The following is a 20,888-nucleotide window of genomic DNA, read 5'->3' on the forward strand; positions in this document are numbered from 1 at the left end:
GGAACAAATAAACAAATTAATTTGACCCGGCAAATGGTCAAGTAAACCTCCTCATTCACCTGTCAGACCATCGACAGACAGAAGGAGAAATACTTGTCTGACCCATTAATTTGAAAACAAATAAAAACAAAATTAAATGTACAAGATTCAAGCTAACGCTTCGGGAACAAGAAGCATAAACGTGACAGACGAACATCTGGCAACAGTAAAGAAATATTCATTATTAAGAAATCTCATCGACAGCACAGGCTTCATTGACGAAACCGTACTCGACAAACTCAAACTCAACATGAGGTCGATGCTGGAGTCGAACATGGGAGCAGACAAAGGGTTGATAGACCTGTGTCTCGACGTTATTTACAACAAGAACATGAAAGCTTTCGGACTACACCAACTCGTACTCCTATATATAGAATGGGACGAGAAAAACAACGGTGAAACCGAAATGGAGGACTGATGGCAGAACTGAGACTAACAGATTGGCTGCCAACGACAAAGAAGGAAGTAGAGCTCAGGGGATGGGATGAACTAGACGTCATTCTGTTCTCTGCAGACGCATACGTAGACCATCCGTCGTTTGGAGCGGCAGTAATAGGAAGAGTGCTTGAGGCCAACGGATTGAAGGTGGCAATAGTGCCACAACCCGACTGGCACGGCGACTACCGGGACTTCAAGAAACTTGGAAAGCCGAGACTGTTCTTCGGAATATCTCCTGGCTGCATGGACTCAATGGTGAACAAATATACGGCAAACAAAAGACTGAGGTCGGAAGATGCATATAGCCCCGACGGAAGACACGATTGCAGACCGGAATATCCAACCATCGTATACAGCAGAATCCTAAGAGAGATTTACCCAGACGTGCCTATAGTGCTAGGCGGCATAGAAGCTTCCCTGAGAAGACTCACCCATTACGACTACTGGCAAGACAAGCTCATGCCTTGCATTCTGAAAGAAGCCGGGGCAGACATCATAATATATGGTATGGGAGAGAAGCCCATCGTGGAACTAGCCAAGCAACTCGTTGACGGCAAAGAAATCAAAGAGATTAAAGACATTCCACAGACAGTTTACATTTCACCAGAAGATGGAATAAGCGGAGGAATAACAGAAAAGGACATCGTTATCCACTCCCACGAGGAATGTCTGCAAAGCAAAAAGGCAGAAGCGGAGAACTTCAGACACATAGAGGAAGAGTCAAACAAAATCCATGCACAGCGCATCATACAGGGATTGGGCAAAGAATACGTAGTGGTGAATCCTCCTTATCCACCGATGGACACTAAGGAATTGGACATGGTCTTCGACTTGCCTTACACTCGTTTGCCACACCCTAAATACAAGAACAAACGCATTCCGGCATACGAGATGATAAAATTCTCCGTTAACATCCACAGAGGATGTTTTGGAGGATGTGCCTTCTGCACCATAAGTGCGCATCAGGGCAAATTTATAGTTTGTCGAAGCAAAGAAAGCATACTGAAAGAAGTGAAGAAGGTAATCCAGATGGATGGTTTCAAAGGCTATCTCAGCGACCTTGGTGGTCCGTCAGCAAACATGTATGGAATGTCTGGACGCAACAAGAACCTATGTGAGAAATGCAAGAGACCATCGTGTATCAACCCACAGATATGTCCGAACCTCAACACGGATCACACGGCTCTGCTCGACATCTACCATTCTGTTGACGCTCTGCCTGGAATAAAGAAAAGTTTCATCGGAAGCGGTGTGAGATACGACTTGCTGCTGTACAAAAGCAAGGACGATAAAGCGAATAAGGCTGCACGAGAATATACAAGGGAACTTATTTGTAAGCACGTAAGCGGACGACTGAAAGTTGCTCCAGAACACACGTCAGACAATGTGCTGAGGCTTATGAGAAAGCCATCATTCGAACAGTTTGGAGAATTTAAACGGATGTTCGATAGAATAAACAATGAAGAGAACCTGAACCAGCAAATTATCCCCTACTTCATAAGCAGCCATCCTGGTTGCATGGAGGAAGACATGGCGGAACTCGCGGTAAAGACAAAAAGACTGGATTTTCATCTGGAACAGGTACAGGACTTCACGCCCACTCCAATGACGGTAAGTACAGAAACATGGTATACAGGTTTTCACCCATATACACTCGAACCTGTGTTTTCAGCCAAGACACCGAAAGAAAAACTCGCTCAAAGGCAGTTCTTCTTTTGGTATAAGCCCGAAGAGAGACGAAACATTGAAAGAGAGTTGAAACGAATTGGAAGAGCTGACCTCATAACCCAACTCTATGCTAACGTCTACAGACAGACATCTGCCGGTCCACGCACCAGCAACCAATGGAAGGACGACGGACAAGATTCACATAAAGGCAACGGCCGAAGCCGCAACAAAAAAGAATATGTTCACAACGACAATGGATATTCGAAAAATAGCAGCGACTATGTATGGAGTAAGAACAGGTACGGAAAGAACACAGGCAGAACGGGAAGACTTACATCAAGCAACAACGAAAAAGGAAATGACAATCATAGAACAAAAGACGGAAGGAAAGGCGGGCAGGCTGCTAAACGAGGACGGCATAACGGCAGATGACAATTTCGTTGCCGTCGTAGACGGAAGTACAAGCAAAACAGAACTGAAAGTTAACCCTGAGATGAGTAACGGCAGATACTGCATGCTCGCTATCATAAAAGCCATCAAAAAGATGCCACGCGACATCTGTATGGAGAGATTTTGTGAAAAGGTGACAGAAGAAATCCGTTCCATATATAATGCACATGCTGTTGACATTCAGAAGTTGAATGATGTTCCAACGAACAGGATGACGGCAAGTGCCATCGTCTTCAGTCTCAGCAGGAAGGAGATATGGATGGTGGGCGACTGTCAGTGTCTCGTTGACGGTAAACTATACGAGAATCCTAAACCAGGGGAAAAAGAAATTGCAGCCCAAAGAGCGCTGATAATTAGAAAATCCTTGAAAGAAGGTATGTCAGAAGCCGAAATGAGAAGAAATGACATCGGGCGCAAAGCAATATTGCCAACATTGAAGAAAGCATGTCTGGAACAGAACAAGCTCTACCCGGTAATAGACGGATTCAATATCCCTACACATCTCGTGAAAGTTATACCCATAGATGACAAAACGCATGAAATAGTGCTTGCCTCTGACGGATACCCAAAGTTGATGCCTACGCTAAACGAAAGCGAAGCAGAGCTACAGAGACTGCTTGAAGAAGACCCGCTATGCATATACGAAAACATAGAGACCAAAGGCCTCAATGAGGGACAAACTTCTTTCGATGACAGATCATATATAAGGTTCAGAATTTGATGTCAAGTCACCCACAAACGCACTCAATGGAATTCCATTGTCAATTTAAAACTAAAAAAAACATAAATATGAAATTCGTAGGAATAATACCGGCAAGATACGCATCACAACGTTTCCCCGGAAAACCACTCGCCATACTTGGCGGTAAGACTGTGATTCAAAGGGTCGTCGAACAAGTAAAGAAAGTGCTCGACGACGTATATGTAGCTACTGATGATGACCGCATTTTCAATGCGGTAGCAGAATTCGGCGGAAATGCCATTATGACTTCCACTAAACACAAGAGCGGAACTGACCGTATTGAAGAAGCAGTAGAAAAACTCTGTGAGGAGTACGACGTTGTGATAAACATACAAGGCGACGAACCGTTTATCCATGAATCACAGATAAAAGAACTATGCCGTTGTTTTGATGACGACAACACTCAGATAGCGACACTCGGAAAGCCCTTCACAAAAGATCAGGACATTGTTGATCTTGACAATCCGAACTCTCCCAAAATAGTTAGAGACAACAATGGATATGCAATGTATTTCAGCCGTAGCGTGATTCCATATCTCAGGAATGTGGATCATGGTGAATGGCTTCAGAACTTCAACTATCTGAAACACATCGGCCTCTATGCCTACAGAAGAAACGTACTGAAAGAAATAACCAAGTTGCCACAGTCGTCACTCGAAATGGCAGAGAGTCTGGAGCAATTGAGATGGCTGCAGAATGGATACAAGATTAAGGTGGGACTGACCGATGTTGAAACCGTAGGCATTGACACTCCAGCAGACCTGCAGAGAGCTGAAGCCTTTCTGACAAAGAACAAGGGATAAATCCTTCATCATCCTAACCTTCTCAAAGGAAGAAACAAATTATCAAAGCAGACTACGAATAGACCTATTCTGTCTCATATATGCACAATAAGATAATAGGCTACAGTTTCTTACTTTGAAAAGATTAGGATGATTTTTCACAATCACGCTCGTCCATGAGTCCGTATTTCTGTTAAAAAACAGTTAATTTAGAGGTTCTACATCAAAGAAACAAAACTTTTCCTCTACTAACACACCCCTTATATCTATTTCATTATCATGCAGGGAATAGAATGCCTATATTTGCAGAGTAATCAAAGAAAGCAAATATGAACAAAATCATTATGACTACAGCCTTGGCATCTTTGTCGATAGTCTCCTCTCTTGCGCAAAGTACAAAACAGTGGACTCTTGAGGAATGCATTGACTATGCCATGGCCAACAATATCTCATTGAAGAAGAAAGCACTCGATAAGCAGACTGCACACGAGAATACTCTCCAGGCAAAAGCCCAACTGCTGCCATCTGTGAATGCAAGCACAACTCAAGGGGTGGGATTCAGGCCGTGGCCAAACGAAAGCATGGGTATGGTGAGCAATGGTACAGTACAACGCAGCGTAGACAAACTGTCGTATAACGGTACATACGGAGTGAATGCCAACTGGACAGTATGGAACGGCAACAAAAGCACCAACACTCTGAAATTAAGCAAAGTGGCAGAAGAACAAGCCGCTGCCGACTCTGCCATAACGGCAAAGACAATCGAAGAGCAGATAACACAGCTCTACGTACAGATTCTCTATACCAACGAGGCCCTGACAGTAAACAAACAATCATATGAGGCAAGTCTGGCTAATGAGAACAGAGGCAAAGAGATGGTAAATGTAGGAAAGATGTCGAAAGCAGATCTGGCACAACTCTCAGCTCAGGCAGCAAACGACAAATACGGCATAGTGGAAACAGAGAGTAATCTGGCAAAATACAAGTCACAACTTAAACAACTGTTGGAGATTACTGCTGAAAGTGGTTTTGAAATAGTTTTACCAGAAGCAACCGACGCCCAAGCCACAGCAACAGTTCCAGCCCTTAGCTTTGTCTATGAAAATGCCATTACAAACAGACCGGAGATCGTATACAGCCAGCTTGGAATAAAAGGCAGCAATCTGAACATCGCCATAGCAAAGGCAAGCTACATGCCTACGATAAGTCTCACAGGATCAGCGATGACAAGTTCCTCATCGATGAACGAGAACTCATGGGTAAACCAGATAAAAACGAACTTCGACATGGCGCTTGGAGCTACAGTAAGCATGCCTATCTACGATCAGCGACAAACAAAGACAGCATTGAACAAAGCTCGTATTGCAAGAGAAAACGCATTGCTGGAACTGGACGACCAGAAGAAGAAAATATGGAATACCGTTGAGGGATACTGGATAGATGCCAACAATAACCAACAGAAATATCTGGCAGCAAAGAGTAATGTTGAAAGCGCGCAAATGAGCTACGACCTTATGAGCGAGCAATTCAGATTAGGATTGAAGAACATTATAGAATTGATGAACAGCAAGACGAATCTGATTAAGGCCCAACAGGATATGCTACAAAGCAAATACATGACAATTCTCTCAAAACAGATGCTTGACCTTTACGGCAATAGATAGCCAACAAGCAATCTATCCGTGAAGTAATCTTACATGATAAAAAAAAATCAAGAATATCAAAAAACAAGAAAGTATTAAGAATATGAAAAAGATAAGCAAAATATGGATTGGGATTGGCATTATAGCAGTCCTCGCGATAGCAACATGGATGTTCTCCGGAGGAAAAAAAGAACAGGCGGTGACATTTGACACGGCAAAGGTTGAACTTGCAAATATCAAGAACAGCGTTACGGCTACGGGAAGCGTAGAGCCTGTGACTTCAGTAACTGTGGGTACACAAGTATCAGGAATCATCTCAAGACTGTATGTTGATTACAATACAGTGGTGAAGAAAGGACAGATAATAGCAGAATTGGACAAGACAAACCTCATTAGCGAACTGAATACCGCAAAGGCGAACTTGTCGAGTGCACAGAGTTCACTGAACTACGAATCTGCAAACTACAAGCGCTATGCAACATTGTTCAAGAAAGGACTGGTAAGCGCAGACGAATATGAATCGGCAAAGCTGAACTTTGAGAAAGCTAAAGACCAGGTTGCCCAGTCGAGAGAGATGGTCCAGAAAGCCCAAACCAATCTCAGCTATGCCATCATCACCTCACCAATAGACGGAGTTGTGATTTCCAAGTCTGTAGAGGAAGGACAGACCGTAGCCGCAAGCTATGCCACTCCTGAACTCTTTACTATTGCCAAAGACCTGAAAGATATGCAGGTTGTGGCAAACGTAGATGAGGCCGACATCGGCGACGTGAAAGAAGGCGAGCGCGTATCATTCACCGTCGACGCCTATCCTAACGACACTTTCGAAGGAGTCGTGAAACAAGTAAGACAGGAAGCTACAACGACAAACAACGTAGTAACATATGAAGTAGTGATAAGTGCCCCAAACAGCGAACTGAAGCTGAAGCCAGGCCTCACAGCCAACGTCACGATCTATACGGCAGAACGGCAGAACGTGTTGTGCGTTTCCACAAAGGCTTTGCGTTTCACTCCGACCCAAGATCTGATTAAAGGCTGCAAGATAGTTGACTGTAAGGGGAAAAATAAAGTATGGACACGCGAAGGCAACACTTTCAAGGCACATGCTGTACAAATAGGTATGTCTGACGGAATACATACCGAGATTCTGAGTGGTGTGAGCAAAGGACTGGAGATAATAACCGACGCTAAGGCTGCCAACGGAAATGATGATGAACAGGCTGAAAACAACAGCGAGAGCAGTCCATTCGCTCCTAAAGGTCCACGCCAAAAGAAGAAATAACAACAGTTAAGTTTCACATCAATGAAATTCACCGGTTCCATAAACCCAAATCGGTCATTAGGCCGTTTAATGTATAATTTTAATAACTGCTTGCAGTCTTTTGTTTTTTATAAGGCGCCTTTTGCTTGTTTTTAATTCGCAATAGCTCGCTATTACTCATTAAAAGCCAAACAAAACCACTCTTCTAAAATAACAAAATCCAAGCAAGCCTAATGACCTCTAAGTTTGCAGAAGATTGCGACGAAGTCGCATAAACTCCAAAATAATCAAGGTAAAACTATGATTGCTAAAGACAGTTTCGTACCTTTGTTGTAAAAAGGTAGAATCGGTCTGTCGAAGAGGTAAACCAGCTAATGACCCAGCCGTAAAGCTATAAATCGTTTAGGTCCTCATCGACATAGTTGCAAAGACCAGATAGAAAGTTATCGGCTCTGAGCCTTGTTAGAGTGTTAGTCCATACAACTATTGACCAATTCTACACAATATAACTCGTACAAAGTTATGAAGAATTTATTTATCGGAGTTGATTTTTCGAAAGAAAAAGTTGATGTGGCTATCCTTTTTGCAGACGGACTGGCAGAAACCGCTGCTAGAGTGTTCAACGAGTTCAAGACAACCGTGTCTGGCTATAGGCAGTTGGTCAAGTGGGTTGAGCAGAATTCCTGCGGTATCGACTCGTCCTTGTGGCTCTTCTGTGGCGAGAACACGGGCGACTACAGCAAGGGACTGTGCAACTTCCTCTACGGTAAAGGCTACGACATGTGGCTTGAGAACGCAAAGAGCATCAAAGACGCATCTGGTCTTAGACGATTGAAGTCTGACCGTGCTGACGCCTCGATGATTGCAGAATACGCCATGAGGAATTACGATAAAGCCGTTATGTACGAGCCTCTTAGCGAGTCGCTTACACAACTGCGTGAGCTGTTCCTATACCGTCAGATGATCGTAAGACACAGATGCAGTTTCCAGGTGCGTAGAGGCGAAAAGCGACTCACTATGGAGAAGTCGCCAGACAAGACAATGATTTCGCAGAGCGGACGGCACATCGTCTCTGAACTCAATAAGGAGATAGAGAAGATAGATAAGCGCATTGCCGATCTCATCAAGTCGGACGAGGAACTCACCGAGGTGTTCACCATCGTGACCTCGGTGCCTGGCATAGGAACGCAGAACGCTGTGTGCCTGATGGTGTACACCGACAACTTCCGGCGTTTCAACTACGACTCACGCAAGATTGCCTGCTATTACGGCCTAGCTCCATTTGGCAAAGATTCGGGAACCAGTGTGCATTCCGATCCGCATGTACATTATATGGCTAACCGCCAGATAAAGGCCATGCTGACGCAAGCGGCACTAGCTGCCGTCAACTTCAATCCCATTATGGCGAGGTACTACATGCGCCTCGTAGAACGAGGAAAGAAGAAGCAGGTTGCACTGAACAATGTCAAGAACAAACTTGTACATTTGGTCACAGCCATGGTCAGAAATCGCCAAACATTCACCCCTGAATATAAAATCTCAGCATAAATTGAAAATAATGGTCAAAACATTTGGATATTAACATAGAAAGCGATTTGGGATAAAAACGTGCTTGGAACTTGAATAAATTCATGAATCAGAACAATATGGACAGTAAAAAAGTCGTTATAGAATTACAGAACGTTAAAAGAGAGTTTCTTGTAGGCGATGAGATGGTACATGCCTTGAGGGGCGTCTCTTTCAAGATATACGAGGGTGAATTCGTAACCATCATGGGTAAGTCGGGCTCCGGAAAGTCTACATTGCTAAACCAGCTCGGATGCCTCGATACTCCATCAAGCGGTGAATATCTGCTCGACGGGGTATCGGTGAGAACAATGTCAAGACCACAACGAGCCGTGCTGCGCAACAGAAAAATAGGTTTCATATTCCAGAACTACAATCTGTTGCCAAAGACCACCAGCATAGAGAACGTAGAGCTTCCCCTGATGTACAACTCAGACGTTTCGTCAACAGAAAGACATGACAGGGCAATTGAAGCCCTCAAGGCAGTGGGATTGGGTGACCGCCTATACCACAAGTCCAACCAGATGTCAGGTGGACAAATGCAACGTGTGGCCATAGCCCGTGCCTTGGTGAACAACCCTGCCGTAATACTTGCTGACGAAGCTACAGGAAATCTCGACACGAGGACATCGTTTGAAATCCTCGTGCTCTTCCAGAAACTCTTCGCTGCAGGAAGAACTATAATATTCGTGACACACAATCCCGACCTGGCCAACTATTCGAGCCGTAACATCATGCTCAGAGACGGCAAGGTGATAAGTGACGAATACAACAACAACATACAGTCGGCAGCCGAAGCACTTGCACAATTACCGCCAAGCACCGACGAATAAACCAATGAGGACAGAACAATGAATTATAGCAATCTTTTCAAGATAGCCCTCAGAGCTATAGCCGCCAATAAAATGCGGTCTTTCCTTACAGCCCTCGGCATTATCATTGGCGTGGCTTCGGTCATTGCCATGCTTGCCATAGGCCAGGGATCAAAGAAAAGTATACAAGCAAACATTGCCGAGATGGGCTCTAACATGATAATGATAAACCCTGGAGCCGACATGAGAGGCGGAGTGAGACAGGATGCCTCATCAATGGAAACCCTGAAACTTGCCGACTATCAGTCGCTTAAAGACGAATGTAAGTACATTTCAGCAATAAGTCCGGTGGTGAACAAAAGCGGACAATTCATCTACGGCAACAACAACACCCCATCTACTATCTATGGAGTGAACACCGACTATCTCTCAATCCGCCAACTCAGCGTGAGCGATGGAGATATGTTTTCAGATGAAGACATAAAGTCAAGCGCAAAGGTATGCGTTCTAGGACAGACCGTAGTTGACAATCTCTTTCCCGACGGCAGCGATCCCATCGGGCGTGTGGTGCGTTTCAACAGCATACCTTTCAGAGTCGTCGGAGTGTTGAAGAAGAAAGGATACAACACGATGGGTATGGACCAGGATGATCTCGTGCTTGCCCCATACACTTCTGTAATGAAGAGGATACTCGCACAGACTTATCTCGGAAGCATCAACTGTTCTGCAATAACAGAAGGGCTTACAGACAAGGCTACAGACGAGATAACCACAATACTGCGTCGTAACCACAAACTGAAAGAGGCCACAGACATGCAGGAGGCCGACGATGACGACTTCAACATACGCTCACAAGAGGAACTTGCATCAATGATGAACTCAACCACAGATATGATGACCATTCTGCTGGGATGTGTGGCAGGCATTTCACTTATAGTGGGCGGCATCGGAATCATGAACATCATGTATGTGAGCGTGACAGAGAGAACCAAGGAGATAGGACTCAGAATGAGCGTTGGAGCACGCGGAGTGGACATCCTTAACCAATTCCTCATCGAGGCGATACTGCTCAGCGTGACAGGAGGCATTATCGGCGTACTGATAGGAGTCTGTTCATCATATGCCATCAACCTCATTGCCCACTGGCCGATATACATACAGCCATGGAGTATCGTCATGAGCTTCGCCGTGTGTACCTTTACAGGTGTGTTCTTTGGTTGGTATCCGGCAAAGAAAGCAGCACAGCTCGACCCTATCGAGGCTCTCAGATATGAATGATTAAATATAAGAAGAACAAACTCAATGCCATGAACTCATACAAGAAGGCCCTTGTCGCTATCCACGTTGCCGTATGGCTCGTGATATTAATATCCCCGCTCACATTCTTCGATAGAGGTGACCGTTTTGAAGCAGACAAGCTGATACCGATGTTTTCCACACCAATTGCCATGATGCTGGTGTTCTACACCACTTATCTATACCTCACGCCCAAACTGTTGCTCAAAGGACAAAAGCGTAAGTTCTGGACATATACCATAGCATTGGTGATACTAATGGGATTAGGGCTACATATCTGGTTTCAAGTGAGCCATAGGGTATTCTTCCATCCGGAACATCACCTGCATCCGATGAAAAAGATGAGAGAGCCGAATGCGTTGATGGACTTGATATTCATTTTGAGAAACGTTTTCAACATGACTGTTACTGCAGCCATAGCAGCCATGTCGATACTGTCAATCAAATGGCAGTCGTCAGAAACGGCACGTCGGGAAGCAGAGATGGCAAAACAGGATGCAGAGCTGAAGAACCTGAGGAATCAGGTCAATCCTCATTTCCTGCTCAACACCCTCAACAACATCTATGCCCTCACAGCCTTCAACCAGCAGAAAGCACAAGAGGCGATACTGGAACTCAGCGGTATGCTCAGGCATATCCTCTACGATAACCAGCAGGACTTCGTCAGACTCGACGATGAGATTAAGTTTATCCACAGCTATATCAACCTTATGAAAATCCGCATTCCGAAGACTACCAAGATACAAATCCAGGTCAACGTGCCCAAAGACACGGAACTGAGGATTGCTCCCCTAATTTTTATCTCGCTGATAGAGAATGCCTTCAAGCATGGTATAGGAACGGCAGAAAACAGTTTCATACACATAAACATATATGCCGACCGCAACCATATCGCATGCGAGATAGAAAATTCAAATTTCCCTAAAAACGACACCGACAGAAGCGGTCACGGCATCGGCCTTGAACAGGTGGGCAAACGCCTCGAACTTGCCTACCACAAAAAGTATACATGGGAAAAAGGAACAAAAGACAATAACAAGATTTATTATTCTAACATATATATTTATGACACTAAATTGCGTGATAATTGATGACGAGCCGCTGGCAGCAGAGCTGCTGGAAAGTTATGCTCAGAAGGTGCCCTTCCTCAGAGTGGAAGGAGTGTACAACAGTGCCATACTAGCAATTAAGACAATACGCGAAAGAAAGATCGACCTGATTTTCCTCGACATCCAGATGCCGGAACTCAGCGGACTGGAATTTGCAAGGATAATCAGCAAGGAAACGAAAATCGTGTTCACTACGGCTTTCAACCAATATGCGATTGACGGCTACGATGTCAATGCTCTCGACTATCTTCTGAAACCCATCAGTTTCGAGAGATTCCTGCAGACTGCAAACAAGGCTCTTGAGTGGTTTGACATTCAAGACAGACAGAAGACAATGCGCGAAGACCGGTTCGTGTTCGTGAAAAGCGAATACAAGCTGCAGAAAATCAACTTCGACGACATCCTTTATGTAGAGGGTGTTAAAGACTATGTAAAATTTTATTTCACTGACAGTTCTAAAAACATCATGTCTCTAATGAACATGAAGAAGGTGGAGGAATACCTTCCTTCGCCAGAATTCATGCGCATACACAGATCATACATCGTACACATGCCCAAAGTGGAACTGGTCGATCGCTTCCGCATTGTTATCGGTGACCAATATCTCCCCATCTCAGAAAGCTACAAAAACGAAATGCTAAAATACATTGACAGCCACTCACTAGTATGAGGATAATACAACAATAATGCTTGCAAACCAACAAAGGGGATGTGACAGACCACCATTCGTCTATAATCCATCCCCTTCCCAGCTCTGATATTAATCAGACAATTGCAATACGGGTAAGGTAAAAACAATATTTAATAATGTAGAAATTGTGTTTTTAGGAAAATCTCTGTAAACTATTAAAAAAAGAGCATACAATTTAATGCTTTTTTCTTGAAAAGTTTTGCAGAAACAAAAAAAATCCGTACCTTTGCACCCGCAATCAAGAAACAAACACAACAAGAGTTGCAGGAACAAGAAGATTGTCAAGACAAACAATCGGGGTGTAGCGCAGTTGGTAGCGTTCCTGGTTTGGGACCAGGCTGTCGCAGGTTCGAGTCCTGTCACCCCGACACAAGGAGAATGATATCGGTCATTCTCTTTTTATGTAAGTAAAACACCACTGTGTTGATAACATAAAGACATTAAACAAAACAATCGGGGTGTAGCGCAGTTGGTAGCGTTCCTGGTTTGGGACCAGGCTGTCGCAGGTTCGAGTCCTGTCACCCCGACATAAGGAGAATGATTTCGGTCATTCTCTTTTTTTTATTCTTCTAAACCAACCTCAATCCGCTGACCCATAATTCTTCATAGAAGAAAAAAGCGAAAAAAAGCTAATCCTTTGGCTATAAATGTTTTTATTGTTAACTTTGCAAATCGTTTGAATATTATAAACAATAAAAACAACAAGACCGTGACTGAAACCAAGTACATCTTCGTCACTGGCGGTGTAGTATCATCGCTCGGCAAGGGAATTATCTCTTCTTCAATAGGTAAGTTATTACAGGCAAGGGGCTACAACATCACAATCCAGAAATTCGACCCCTACATCAACATCGACCCAGGAACCCTGAATCCGTATGAACACGGTGAATGCTACGTCACCGTGGACGGTATGGAAACAGATCTCGACCTCGGACACTACGAGAGGTTCACAGGCATTCAGACCACAAAGGCGAACTCACTCACCACAGGACGCATATACAAGGCTGTGATAGACAAGGAGCGACGTGGCGATTATCTGGGAAAGACGATTCAGGTAGTTCCGCATATCACGAATGAGATAAAGAGGAACATAAAGTTGCTCGGAGAGAAGAACCACTACGACTTCGTAATAACGGAAATCGGAGGAACGATAGGCGATATAGAAAGCGCCCCATACCTTGAGGCGATAAGACAGATGAAATGGGAACTGGGCAAGAATGCAGTATGCGTACATCTAACCTACGTACCCTATCTCAAAGCAGCCGGAGAACTGAAGACCAAACCAACTCAACACTCCGTAAAAGAGCTTCAGAGCGTCGGCATACAGCCCGACATTCTCGTGCTGCGAACCGAGAAACACCTCGGAGACGGAATACTCAAGAAAGTGGCATCCTTCTGCAACGTCGACTTCGACTGCGTCGTACAAAGCGAAGACCTGCCTTCCATCTATGAAGTGCCCGTCAATATGCAGAATCAGGGACTCGACTCGGCAATCCTCAAGAAGATGGGCATTGAGCCGGGAGAGACTCCTGCACTCGGACCATGGAAGAGCTTCCTCGAAAGAAGACAGAAAGCCACAGAAGAAGTACATATTGGTCTTGTCGGCAAATACGACCTTCAGGATGCATACAAGAGCATCAGGGAGAGCCTCTCTCAAGCCGGCACCTACAACGACCACAAGACCGTCATTACGTTCATCAACAGCGAGAAGCTCACTGAGGAGAACGTGGCAGAAAAGCTGCAGGGAATGGACGGCATAATGATATGTCCCGGATTTGGACAGCGTGGAACAGAAGGCAAGATCGTTGCAGCCCACTACACCAGGACTCACGACATTCCAACTTTCGGCATCTGCCTCGGAATGCAGATGATAGTTGTGGAATTCGCGAGAAACGTGCTTGGCTATGAAGATGCCAACAGCCGTGAACTCGATGAGAAGACGGAGCACAACGTGATCGACATCATGGAAGACCAGAAGAACATCACCGACCTGGGTGGAACGATGCGACTCGGCGCCTATGAATGTGTACTGAAACAAGGATCACGCGCCTTTGAAATCTACAAGAAGGAACACATACAGGAGCGCCATCGTCATCGCTATGAGTTCAACAACAGCTTCGAGCAGGAATACGAGCGTGCAGGAATGAAATGTGTGGGACGCAACCCAGAGAGCGACCTCGTTGAAATCGTGGAGATACCAGGACTGAAATGGTATATCGGAACACAGTTCCATCCGGAATACTCAAGTACGGTGCTCAAACCGCATCCTCTTTTCCTTGACTTCGTGAAAACAGCTATAGCCTGCAAGAAGGGTAAGAAATGACAACCGGTTAATAACGCAATATTTATCAGAAAAACAACTTATTTTTGACAATGGATAAAAACACCATCACGGGCTTTGTGCTCATCGCAGCATTGCTCATCGGTTTCAGTTGGTACAACAAACCGTCAGACGAGGAAATAGCCCAGCAGCAGAGAGTGCAAGACTCCATAGCCAATGTGGAGAAGAAGAAAGCAGCAGCAAAACAGGCTGCCGATGCAGCTGCAGCCAAGGCAAACGCCCAGGCGCTGGCAACAGACACCACATCCCTCTTCCATGAGGTGATGTCTGGAAAGTCAACAGACGTGACACTCCGCAACGAAAAGGTAGAACTCACGCTCAACACAAAGGGAGCCACAGTACAGAAAGCCGTAATCAAAGGGTTCGCCGACCGCAACGGCAACAATGACGTGACGCTCTTTGACGCTAAAGACCAGCAACTCAAATTCATGCTTGCAGGCAAGGAGACAAACCTCGTGACGAGTGACATGTATTTCACGCCTTTAAACGTCACCGACTCTACGGTAACGTTCACTGCAGCAACAGCTAACGGAAAATCGCTCACTATTTCATACAAGCTCGGCAAAGACTACATGCTACATGCCTCTATACAGGCAAACGGCATGGCAGGAATGTTCTCTCCAAACTACAACACGATTGATGTGGAATGGACAGACAAATGTCGTCAGCAGGAGAAGGGCTTCACTTTCGAGAACCGTTATGCGTCGCTCACATACCATCTGACCGAAGGCGGAACCGACTATCTTAACGAGGGCAAGGAACTGACCGACGAGACTGTTGAGGACAACATCGACTGGGTGGCATTCAAGAACCAGTTCTTCAGTGCCGTAATGATAGCAGAGAAGGACTTAGGCAAGAATGCCAAGATGACAAGTATTCCGCAGGAGAAGGGTTCTGGTTATCTGAAGCAGTACGGAGCAAAGATGAAAACATTCTTTGACCCGACTGGAAAGCAGCCTACAGAATTGGAGTTCTACTATGGTCCTAATGATTTCCGTCTGCTGCAGAACGTAGAGGAAGAGAGCAAGTTCGGCAAAGACCTTGAGATGCAGCGCCTGGTTTATCTGGGATGGCCTCTGTTCCGAATCATCAACAGATGGTTCACCATTTACGTTTTCGACTGGCTCACCAAGCTCGACATTAATATGGGTATCGTATTGATTCTCATCACTATGCTCCTCAAGTTCATCACATTCCCGCTTGTGAAGAAGAGCTACATGTCTTCGGCCAAGATGCGTGTGCTGAAACCAAAGCTCGACGAGATAACGAAGAAATACGACAAGCCAGAAGACCAGATGATGAAGCAACAGGCAATGATGGCAGAATATTCCAAGTATGGCGTCAGCCCTCTGAGCGGCTGTCTGCCAATGCTCATCCAGATGCCTATCTGGATTGCCATGTTCAATTTCGTGCCTAACGCCATACAGCTAAGAGGTGAGAGCTTCCTCTGGATCAGTGACCTATCTACCTACGACCCAATCATAGAGTGGCACACCAATCTGTGGCTCATCGGCGACCACTTGAGCCTCACGTGTATCCTCTTCTGTGTAGCCAACGTATTGTATTCAATGATGACAATGCGCCAGCAGAGAGACCAGATGGTAGGCCAGCAGGCTGAACAAATGAAGGCAATGCAGTGGATGATGTATCTCATGCCAGTGATGTTCTTCTTCATGTTCAACGACTATTCTGCCGGACTGAACTTCTACTACTTCATATCACTCTTCTTCAGCGCTGCCATCATGTGGACATTGCGCAAGACCACAAACGATGAGAAGCTTCTGTCTATCCTCGAGGCCAAATACGAGGAAAACAAGAAGAATCCTAAGAAGACCAGCGGACTTGCCGCACGACTCGAGGCCATGCAGAAGCAGGCCGAGGAACTCCGCAAGCAGCGCGATGAGATGGAAAGAAGAAAGGGCCACTAAGTATCAAACAACAAGTCTGTAAAGGATTCCAGGCGTTGCATAATGCCGGAATTCCTCGCAGTTTTTTTTACCTTCTATATTATGAAAAAATCAATTATCCTCGCCATGGCTCTCTCATTGGGATGCCATAGCCTAAAAGCACAGACCACAGTGGAAACAATCGGAAAGAGCAACGTCACGCTCAGCAGCAACAAGATGACTCCCGAGGCCCTTTGGGCAATGGGACGAATTGCATCTGCCCAGGCGTCACCCGACGGAAAGCTCATCGTATACCAGGTGGGCTACTACAGTGTGAAACAGAACAAGAGTCGCCAGGTAATCTGCATCATGGATGCCAACGGCAAGAACATCCGTCAGCTCACTACAGCTTCTGCAAGCGAGACTGATCCAGCATGGATAGAGGGTGGCAAACGCATCGCCTTCATTTCCGGAGGACAGGTCTGGTCTATGAATGCCGATGGAACAGACCGCAGGCAGCTGACCCACGACAAGACCGGCATAGACGGTTTCAAGTTCTCGCCAAGTGGCACACAGGTAATCCTCGTGAAACAGATAGCCTATCATGAGAGCATCAAGAAGAATCCGTCAGACCTGCCTCTGGCCAGCGGAAGGCTCATCACCGACCTGAACTACCGCCACTGGGACGAATACGTGGAGACTATCCCCCACCCTTTCTTGGCTGATGTCACAGCCGAGGGCATAACCGAAGGCACAGACATCCTTGCCGACGAACCATACGAGTGTCCCATGAAGCCATTCGGAGGTGTGGAGCAGCTGGCATGGAGCCCTGATTCAAAGAGCATTGCATATACATGCAGAAAGAAGTCAGGAGTGGAATATGCCACTTCTACAGATTCTGACATATATCTCTATGAACTGGCTACAAAGCAGACCAAGAACCTCTGCAAGCCAGCCGGATACGTAGCACCCAAGAACGACACTTCAAAGTCAAAGAAATTCCAGGCTGTGAACTCTGCCGAGAATCTGAAGAACAACCCTGGCTACGACATCAACCCCAAGTTCTCGCCCGACGGCAAACGCATTGCATGGCAGAGCATGGCACACGACGGATATGAGAGCGACAGAAACAGACTCTGCGTCTATGACTTCGCCACCGGCACAAAGCAGTATGTCACAGAGAAGTTCGACTCCAACGTGGATGACTTCTGCTGGATGGCAGATTCCAAGACCATCACTTTCATCGGTGTATGGCACGGATGCGTGAACATGTATCGCACCGACCTGACAGGAAAGGTGGAGCAGATGACAAACGACTGCGCAGACTTCGTGTCCGTATCTCTTGCCAACAGCGGCAACAAGCTGCTTGCCATCCGCCAGAGCATGTCGGCACCAAACGACATCTTCGTGGTGACACCAGAGAAAAAGGCTGAGAAGTCGAAGGTACAGCAGTTGACTTCGGAGAACAAGGAAATCCTTTCTCAACTCTCTCTCGGCAAGGTGACAGAGCGCTGGGTGAAGACTACCGACGGCAAGGACATGCTCGTATGGGTGGTATTGCCTTCTGATTTCGACGAGAACAAGAAATATCCTGCTCTGCTCTTCTGCGAAGGCGGCCCACAGAGTCCTGTATCACAGTTCTGGAGCTACCGTTGGAACATGCAGATAATGGCAGCCAACGGATACGTGGTGGTTGCTCCTAACCGCCGCGGACTGCCAGGTTTCGGTTCTGAATGGAACGAGGAGATAAGCGGCGACTGGACTGGCCAGTGCATGAAAGACTATCTCAGCGCTATCGACGACGCAGCCACACTGCCATTCGTTGACAAAGACCGTCTCGGTGCCGTTGGTGCAAGCTTCGGCGGCTTCAGCGTTTACTACCTCGCAGGCCATCACGACGGACGTTTCAAGTGTTTCATCGCCCACGACGGTGCTTTCAACCTCGAGTCTATGTATACCGACACCGAGGAGGCCTGGTTCAGCAACTGGGAATACGACGATGCCTTCTGGAACAAGGACAAGACTGCCAATGCCAAGAGGACATACGACAACTCTCCTCACCATTTCGTTGACAAATGGGACACTCCTATACTCTGCATCCATGGCGAGATGGACTACCGCATCAATGCCAACCAAGGTTTCGGAGCCTTCAATGCAGCCCGCCTGAGAGGCATTCCTGCAGAACTGCTGCTCTTCCCCGACGAGAACCACTGGGTTTTGAAACCACAGAACGGCGTTCTCTGGCAGCGCACATACTTCAACTGGCTTGACAAGTGGCTGAAGAAATAAACTTTTCAAATGAAAATATAAAAGAAAAAGGAAAATAAAAACAATTAAAAAAAGAATTAAAATGGTTCAAAAAGTTAAACAACTATTAAATGACAAGGCATGGGCACGCTGGACAGCCCTCATCCTTATCGCTTCCATGATGTTCTTCGCCTACATGTTTGTCGATGTAATGTCACCAATCCAAGCTCTCATGGAGAGCGAAAAAGGCTGGGGTCCTGACACGTTCGGAACTTATGCCGCTTCTGAGTATATCGTCAACGTGATGGGCTTCCTCATCATCGCCGGTATTATCCTCGACAAAATGGGCGTTCGCTTCACAGGAGTCCTGTCTGCCTCTATGATGTTTATCGGAGCGCTAATCAAGCTCATCGGAATCTCTGATTGGTTTGCCACGACCGGTTTTCACGACTGGCTCAACACCTGGTGGGTGTCTCTTCCTGCCAGCGCCAAGATGGCATGCTTCGGCTTCATGCTCTTCGGTTGTGGTTGTGAGATGGCAGGAACAACAGTTTCAAAGGCCATCGCAAAGTGGTTCAAGGGCAAGGAGATGGCTCTCGCCATGGGTCTCGAGATGGCTATCGCCCGTGTGGGTGTGTTCGCCATCTTCTCAATCTCACCAATCATCGCGAGCAAATTCGGCACTGTAGTAGCTCCTATAGCATTCTGCACCGTCCTCCTGCTCATCGGTCTGATCACGTTCATCGTGTTCACATTCATGGACAAGACACTCGACAAGCAGCTCGGTGTGTCTGAAGAGGCTGGAGAGTCTGAGGAGGAATTCAAGTTCAGCGACCTTGGCAAGATTTTCTCTTCACAGGTGTTCTGGATAGTTGCCCTTCTCTGTGTGCTCTACTATTCTGCCATCTTCCCATTCCAGCGTTATGGTGCAAACATGCTGCAGTGTAACCTCGACGGAATTTCTCCATCCGATGCTGCCAACATCTTCCGTTGGTTCCCTATCGGTGCTGCTGTCATCACTCCATTCCTGGGCAATTTCCTCGACCGCAAGGGCAAAGGCGCTACGATGCTCATGGGCGGTGCGCTGATTCTCATCTGCTGCCATCTCGTGTTCGCATTCGTATTGCCAGAGACAAAGAGCCCGCTGATTGCCTATACCACCATCGTGCTCCTCGGAATCTCATTCGCTCTCGTGCCGGCTGCATTGTGGCCAAGCGTTCCAAAGATTATCGACGAGAAGATTCTCGGTTCTGCATACTGCCTTATCTTCTGGGTTCAGAACATCGGTCTTTGCTTCGTGCCAAAGCTCATCGGCAACCTGCTCGCTTCTACCAATGAGAACAACCCTGCCGTTATAGCAGCCAAGAAGGCGGGTGCAGACTTCATTCCTTACGACTACACGGTGCCACTCGTAGTGTTTGCGAGCTTCGGCGTTGTTGCCCTTCTCTTCGCCATCTATCTGAAGGCACTCGACAAGAAGAAGGGCTTCGGTCTGGAGGAGCCAAACATCAAATAATGACGCACATCATGTGGGGTCCTTTATCAGAAGCCCATATAGCATAATTCTTGCCTTGACATAAAGGCGCATCGGTCATCAGGTGATTGACGGATAGGTCTTGAAGACTTTCCACAATTCCTGATGACCGATTTTTATTAGCATATTGGAAACCGACTTTTGGAACATTATACCATGTAGTTATCTACGAAAAATGAATAAAAATACTTTCAGAGGCTACCGACGATGAACATATTGTAAAAGTGAATCCATCCGTTTGAATCCGTTTGTTTTACAAAATAGTACCAATAGTCCCAAAAGTCCCAAAGTCCCAAAGTCCCATAAGTGTACTATATTTTGTAAATATAATGATAATACATTGATATATAATATATTATAGAAAATGAAGAATCATCTTGGGA

The 20,888-nt window shown here is 46.1% G+C and carries 15 protein-coding genes and 2 tRNA genes; all 17 read left to right on the forward strand.

Going from position 1 to position 20,888, the window contains the following annotated elements; genetic code table 11:
• Positions 1-136 precede the first annotated feature (136 nt).
• Complete coding sequence (locus ACDC99_RS04130; protein WP_022315994.1) at positions 137-457, forward strand: hypothetical protein; 321 nt, start codon at positions 137-139, stop codon at positions 455-457.
• Positions 457-2,577: a YgiQ family radical SAM protein gene (locus ACDC99_RS04135; RefSeq protein WP_022315993.1), complete on the forward strand. Its 2,121-nt coding sequence runs from the start codon at positions 457-459 to the stop codon at positions 2,575-2,577. The genes ACDC99_RS04130 and ACDC99_RS04135 overlap by 1 nt, the downstream gene beginning before the upstream one ends.
• Positions 2,504-3,316 carry a hypothetical protein gene (locus tag ACDC99_RS04140; RefSeq protein ID WP_370755916.1) on the forward strand — a complete coding sequence of 271 codons (813 nt, stop codon included), beginning with the start codon at positions 2,504-2,506 and terminating at the stop codon, positions 3,314-3,316. Before ACDC99_RS04135 ends, ACDC99_RS04140 begins: the two co-directional genes overlap by 74 nt.
• A 68-nt stretch (positions 3,317-3,384) precedes the next feature.
• Positions 3,385-4,140, forward strand: coding sequence for a 3-deoxy-manno-octulosonate cytidylyltransferase (kdsB, locus tag ACDC99_RS04145; protein WP_044080070.1), 756 nt, complete (start codon positions 3,385-3,387; stop codon positions 4,138-4,140).
• Positions 4,141-4,448: 308 nt separating this feature from the next.
• Positions 4,449-5,783, forward strand: a complete 1,335-nt coding sequence (locus tag ACDC99_RS04150) for a TolC family protein (RefSeq protein ID WP_288745044.1) — start codon at positions 4,449-4,451, stop codon at positions 5,781-5,783.
• Between the two features lie 82 nt (positions 5,784-5,865).
• Positions 5,866-7,044, forward strand: coding sequence for an efflux RND transporter periplasmic adaptor subunit (locus ACDC99_RS04155; RefSeq protein WP_044072447.1), 1,179 nt, complete (start codon positions 5,866-5,868; stop codon positions 7,042-7,044).
• A gap of 501 nt (positions 7,045-7,545) precedes the next feature.
• A complete protein-coding gene (locus tag ACDC99_RS04160; RefSeq protein ID WP_370755918.1) occupies positions 7,546-8,571 on the forward strand; it encodes an IS110 family RNA-guided transposase in 1,026 nt (341 codons plus the stop codon).
• A gap of 98 nt (positions 8,572-8,669) precedes the next feature.
• Complete coding sequence (locus ACDC99_RS04165; protein WP_042519608.1) at positions 8,670-9,422, forward strand: ABC transporter ATP-binding protein; 753 nt, start codon at positions 8,670-8,672, stop codon at positions 9,420-9,422.
• Between the two features lie 18 nt (positions 9,423-9,440).
• Positions 9,441-10,679 carry an ABC transporter permease gene (locus ACDC99_RS04170; RefSeq protein WP_042519609.1) on the forward strand — a complete coding sequence of 413 codons (1,239 nt, stop codon included), beginning with the start codon at positions 9,441-9,443 and terminating at the stop codon, positions 10,677-10,679.
• The gene (locus tag ACDC99_RS04175; protein ID WP_044065852.1) at positions 10,676-11,788 is read left to right on the forward strand and encodes a sensor histidine kinase; all 1,113 of its coding nucleotides are present in this window, start codon (positions 10,676-10,678) and stop codon (positions 11,786-11,788) included. Before ACDC99_RS04170 ends, ACDC99_RS04175 begins: the two co-directional genes overlap by 4 nt.
• Positions 11,763-12,476, forward strand: coding sequence for a LytR/AlgR family response regulator transcription factor (locus ACDC99_RS04180; RefSeq protein ID WP_370755920.1), 714 nt, complete (start codon positions 11,763-11,765; stop codon positions 12,474-12,476). The genes ACDC99_RS04175 and ACDC99_RS04180 overlap by 26 nt, the downstream gene beginning before the upstream one ends.
• A gap of 316 nt (positions 12,477-12,792) precedes the next feature.
• A tRNA-Pro gene (locus ACDC99_RS04185) sits at positions 12,793-12,865 on the forward strand.
• A gap of 86 nt (positions 12,866-12,951) precedes the next feature.
• Positions 12,952-13,024, forward strand: a tRNA-Pro gene (locus tag ACDC99_RS04190).
• A 182-nt stretch (positions 13,025-13,206) separates the two neighbouring features.
• Positions 13,207-14,820, forward strand: coding sequence for a CTP synthase (locus ACDC99_RS04195; RefSeq protein WP_044072024.1), 1,614 nt, complete (start codon positions 13,207-13,209; stop codon positions 14,818-14,820).
• A 50-nt stretch (positions 14,821-14,870) separates the two neighbouring features.
• Positions 14,871-16,766: a membrane protein insertase YidC gene (yidC, locus tag ACDC99_RS04200; protein WP_370755921.1), complete on the forward strand. Its 1,896-nt coding sequence runs from the start codon at positions 14,871-14,873 to the stop codon at positions 16,764-16,766.
• Between the two features lie 81 nt (positions 16,767-16,847).
• Entirely contained in the window at positions 16,848-19,013 is a 2,166-nt protein-coding gene (dpp5, locus tag ACDC99_RS04205) for a dipeptidyl-peptidase Dpp5 (RefSeq protein ID WP_042519670.1), read from the forward strand.
• A 61-nt stretch (positions 19,014-19,074) separates the two neighbouring features.
• On the forward strand, positions 19,075-20,487 hold the full coding sequence (locus tag ACDC99_RS04210) for an MFS transporter (protein WP_370755923.1): 1,413 nt from the start codon (positions 19,075-19,077) through the stop codon (positions 20,485-20,487).
• Positions 20,488-20,888: the final 401 nt, after the last annotated feature.

Source organism: Prevotella pectinovora, from assembly GCF_041323955.1.
GTDB lineage: Bacteria > Bacteroidota > Bacteroidia > Bacteroidales > Bacteroidaceae > Prevotella > Prevotella pectinovora.

Bases quoted from the DNA above. Each gene is read 5' to 3' on its own strand.
- ACDC99_RS04130 (WP_022315994.1), top strand. From the start codon at position 137: ATGTACAAGATTCAAGCTAACGCTTCGGGAACAAGAAGCATAAACGTG.
- ACDC99_RS04135 (WP_022315993.1), top strand. From the start codon at position 457: ATGGCAGAACTGAGACTAACAGATTGGCTGCCAACGACAAAGAAGGAA.
- ACDC99_RS04140 (WP_370755916.1), top strand. From the start codon at position 2,504: ATGACAATCATAGAACAAAAGACGGAAGGAAAGGCGGGCAGGCTGCTA.
- kdsB (WP_044080070.1), top strand. From the start codon at position 3,385: ATGAAATTCGTAGGAATAATACCGGCAAGATACGCATCACAACGTTTC.
- ACDC99_RS04150 (WP_288745044.1), top strand. From the start codon at position 4,449: ATGAACAAAATCATTATGACTACAGCCTTGGCATCTTTGTCGATAGTC.
- ACDC99_RS04155 (WP_044072447.1), top strand. From the start codon at position 5,866: ATGAAAAAGATAAGCAAAATATGGATTGGGATTGGCATTATAGCAGTC.
- ACDC99_RS04160 (WP_370755918.1), top strand. From the start codon at position 7,546: ATGAAGAATTTATTTATCGGAGTTGATTTTTCGAAAGAAAAAGTTGAT.
- ACDC99_RS04165 (WP_042519608.1), top strand. From the start codon at position 8,670: ATGGACAGTAAAAAAGTCGTTATAGAATTACAGAACGTTAAAAGAGAG.
- ACDC99_RS04170 (WP_042519609.1), top strand. From the start codon at position 9,441: ATGAATTATAGCAATCTTTTCAAGATAGCCCTCAGAGCTATAGCCGCC.
- ACDC99_RS04175 (WP_044065852.1), top strand. From the start codon at position 10,676: ATGATTAAATATAAGAAGAACAAACTCAATGCCATGAACTCATACAAG.
- ACDC99_RS04180 (WP_370755920.1), top strand. From the start codon at position 11,763: ATGACACTAAATTGCGTGATAATTGATGACGAGCCGCTGGCAGCAGAG.
- yidC (WP_370755921.1), top strand. From the start codon at position 14,871: ATGGATAAAAACACCATCACGGGCTTTGTGCTCATCGCAGCATTGCTC.
- dpp5 (WP_042519670.1), top strand. From the start codon at position 16,848: ATGAAAAAATCAATTATCCTCGCCATGGCTCTCTCATTGGGATGCCAT.
- ACDC99_RS04210 (WP_370755923.1), top strand. From the start codon at position 19,075: ATGGTTCAAAAAGTTAAACAACTATTAAATGACAAGGCATGGGCACGC.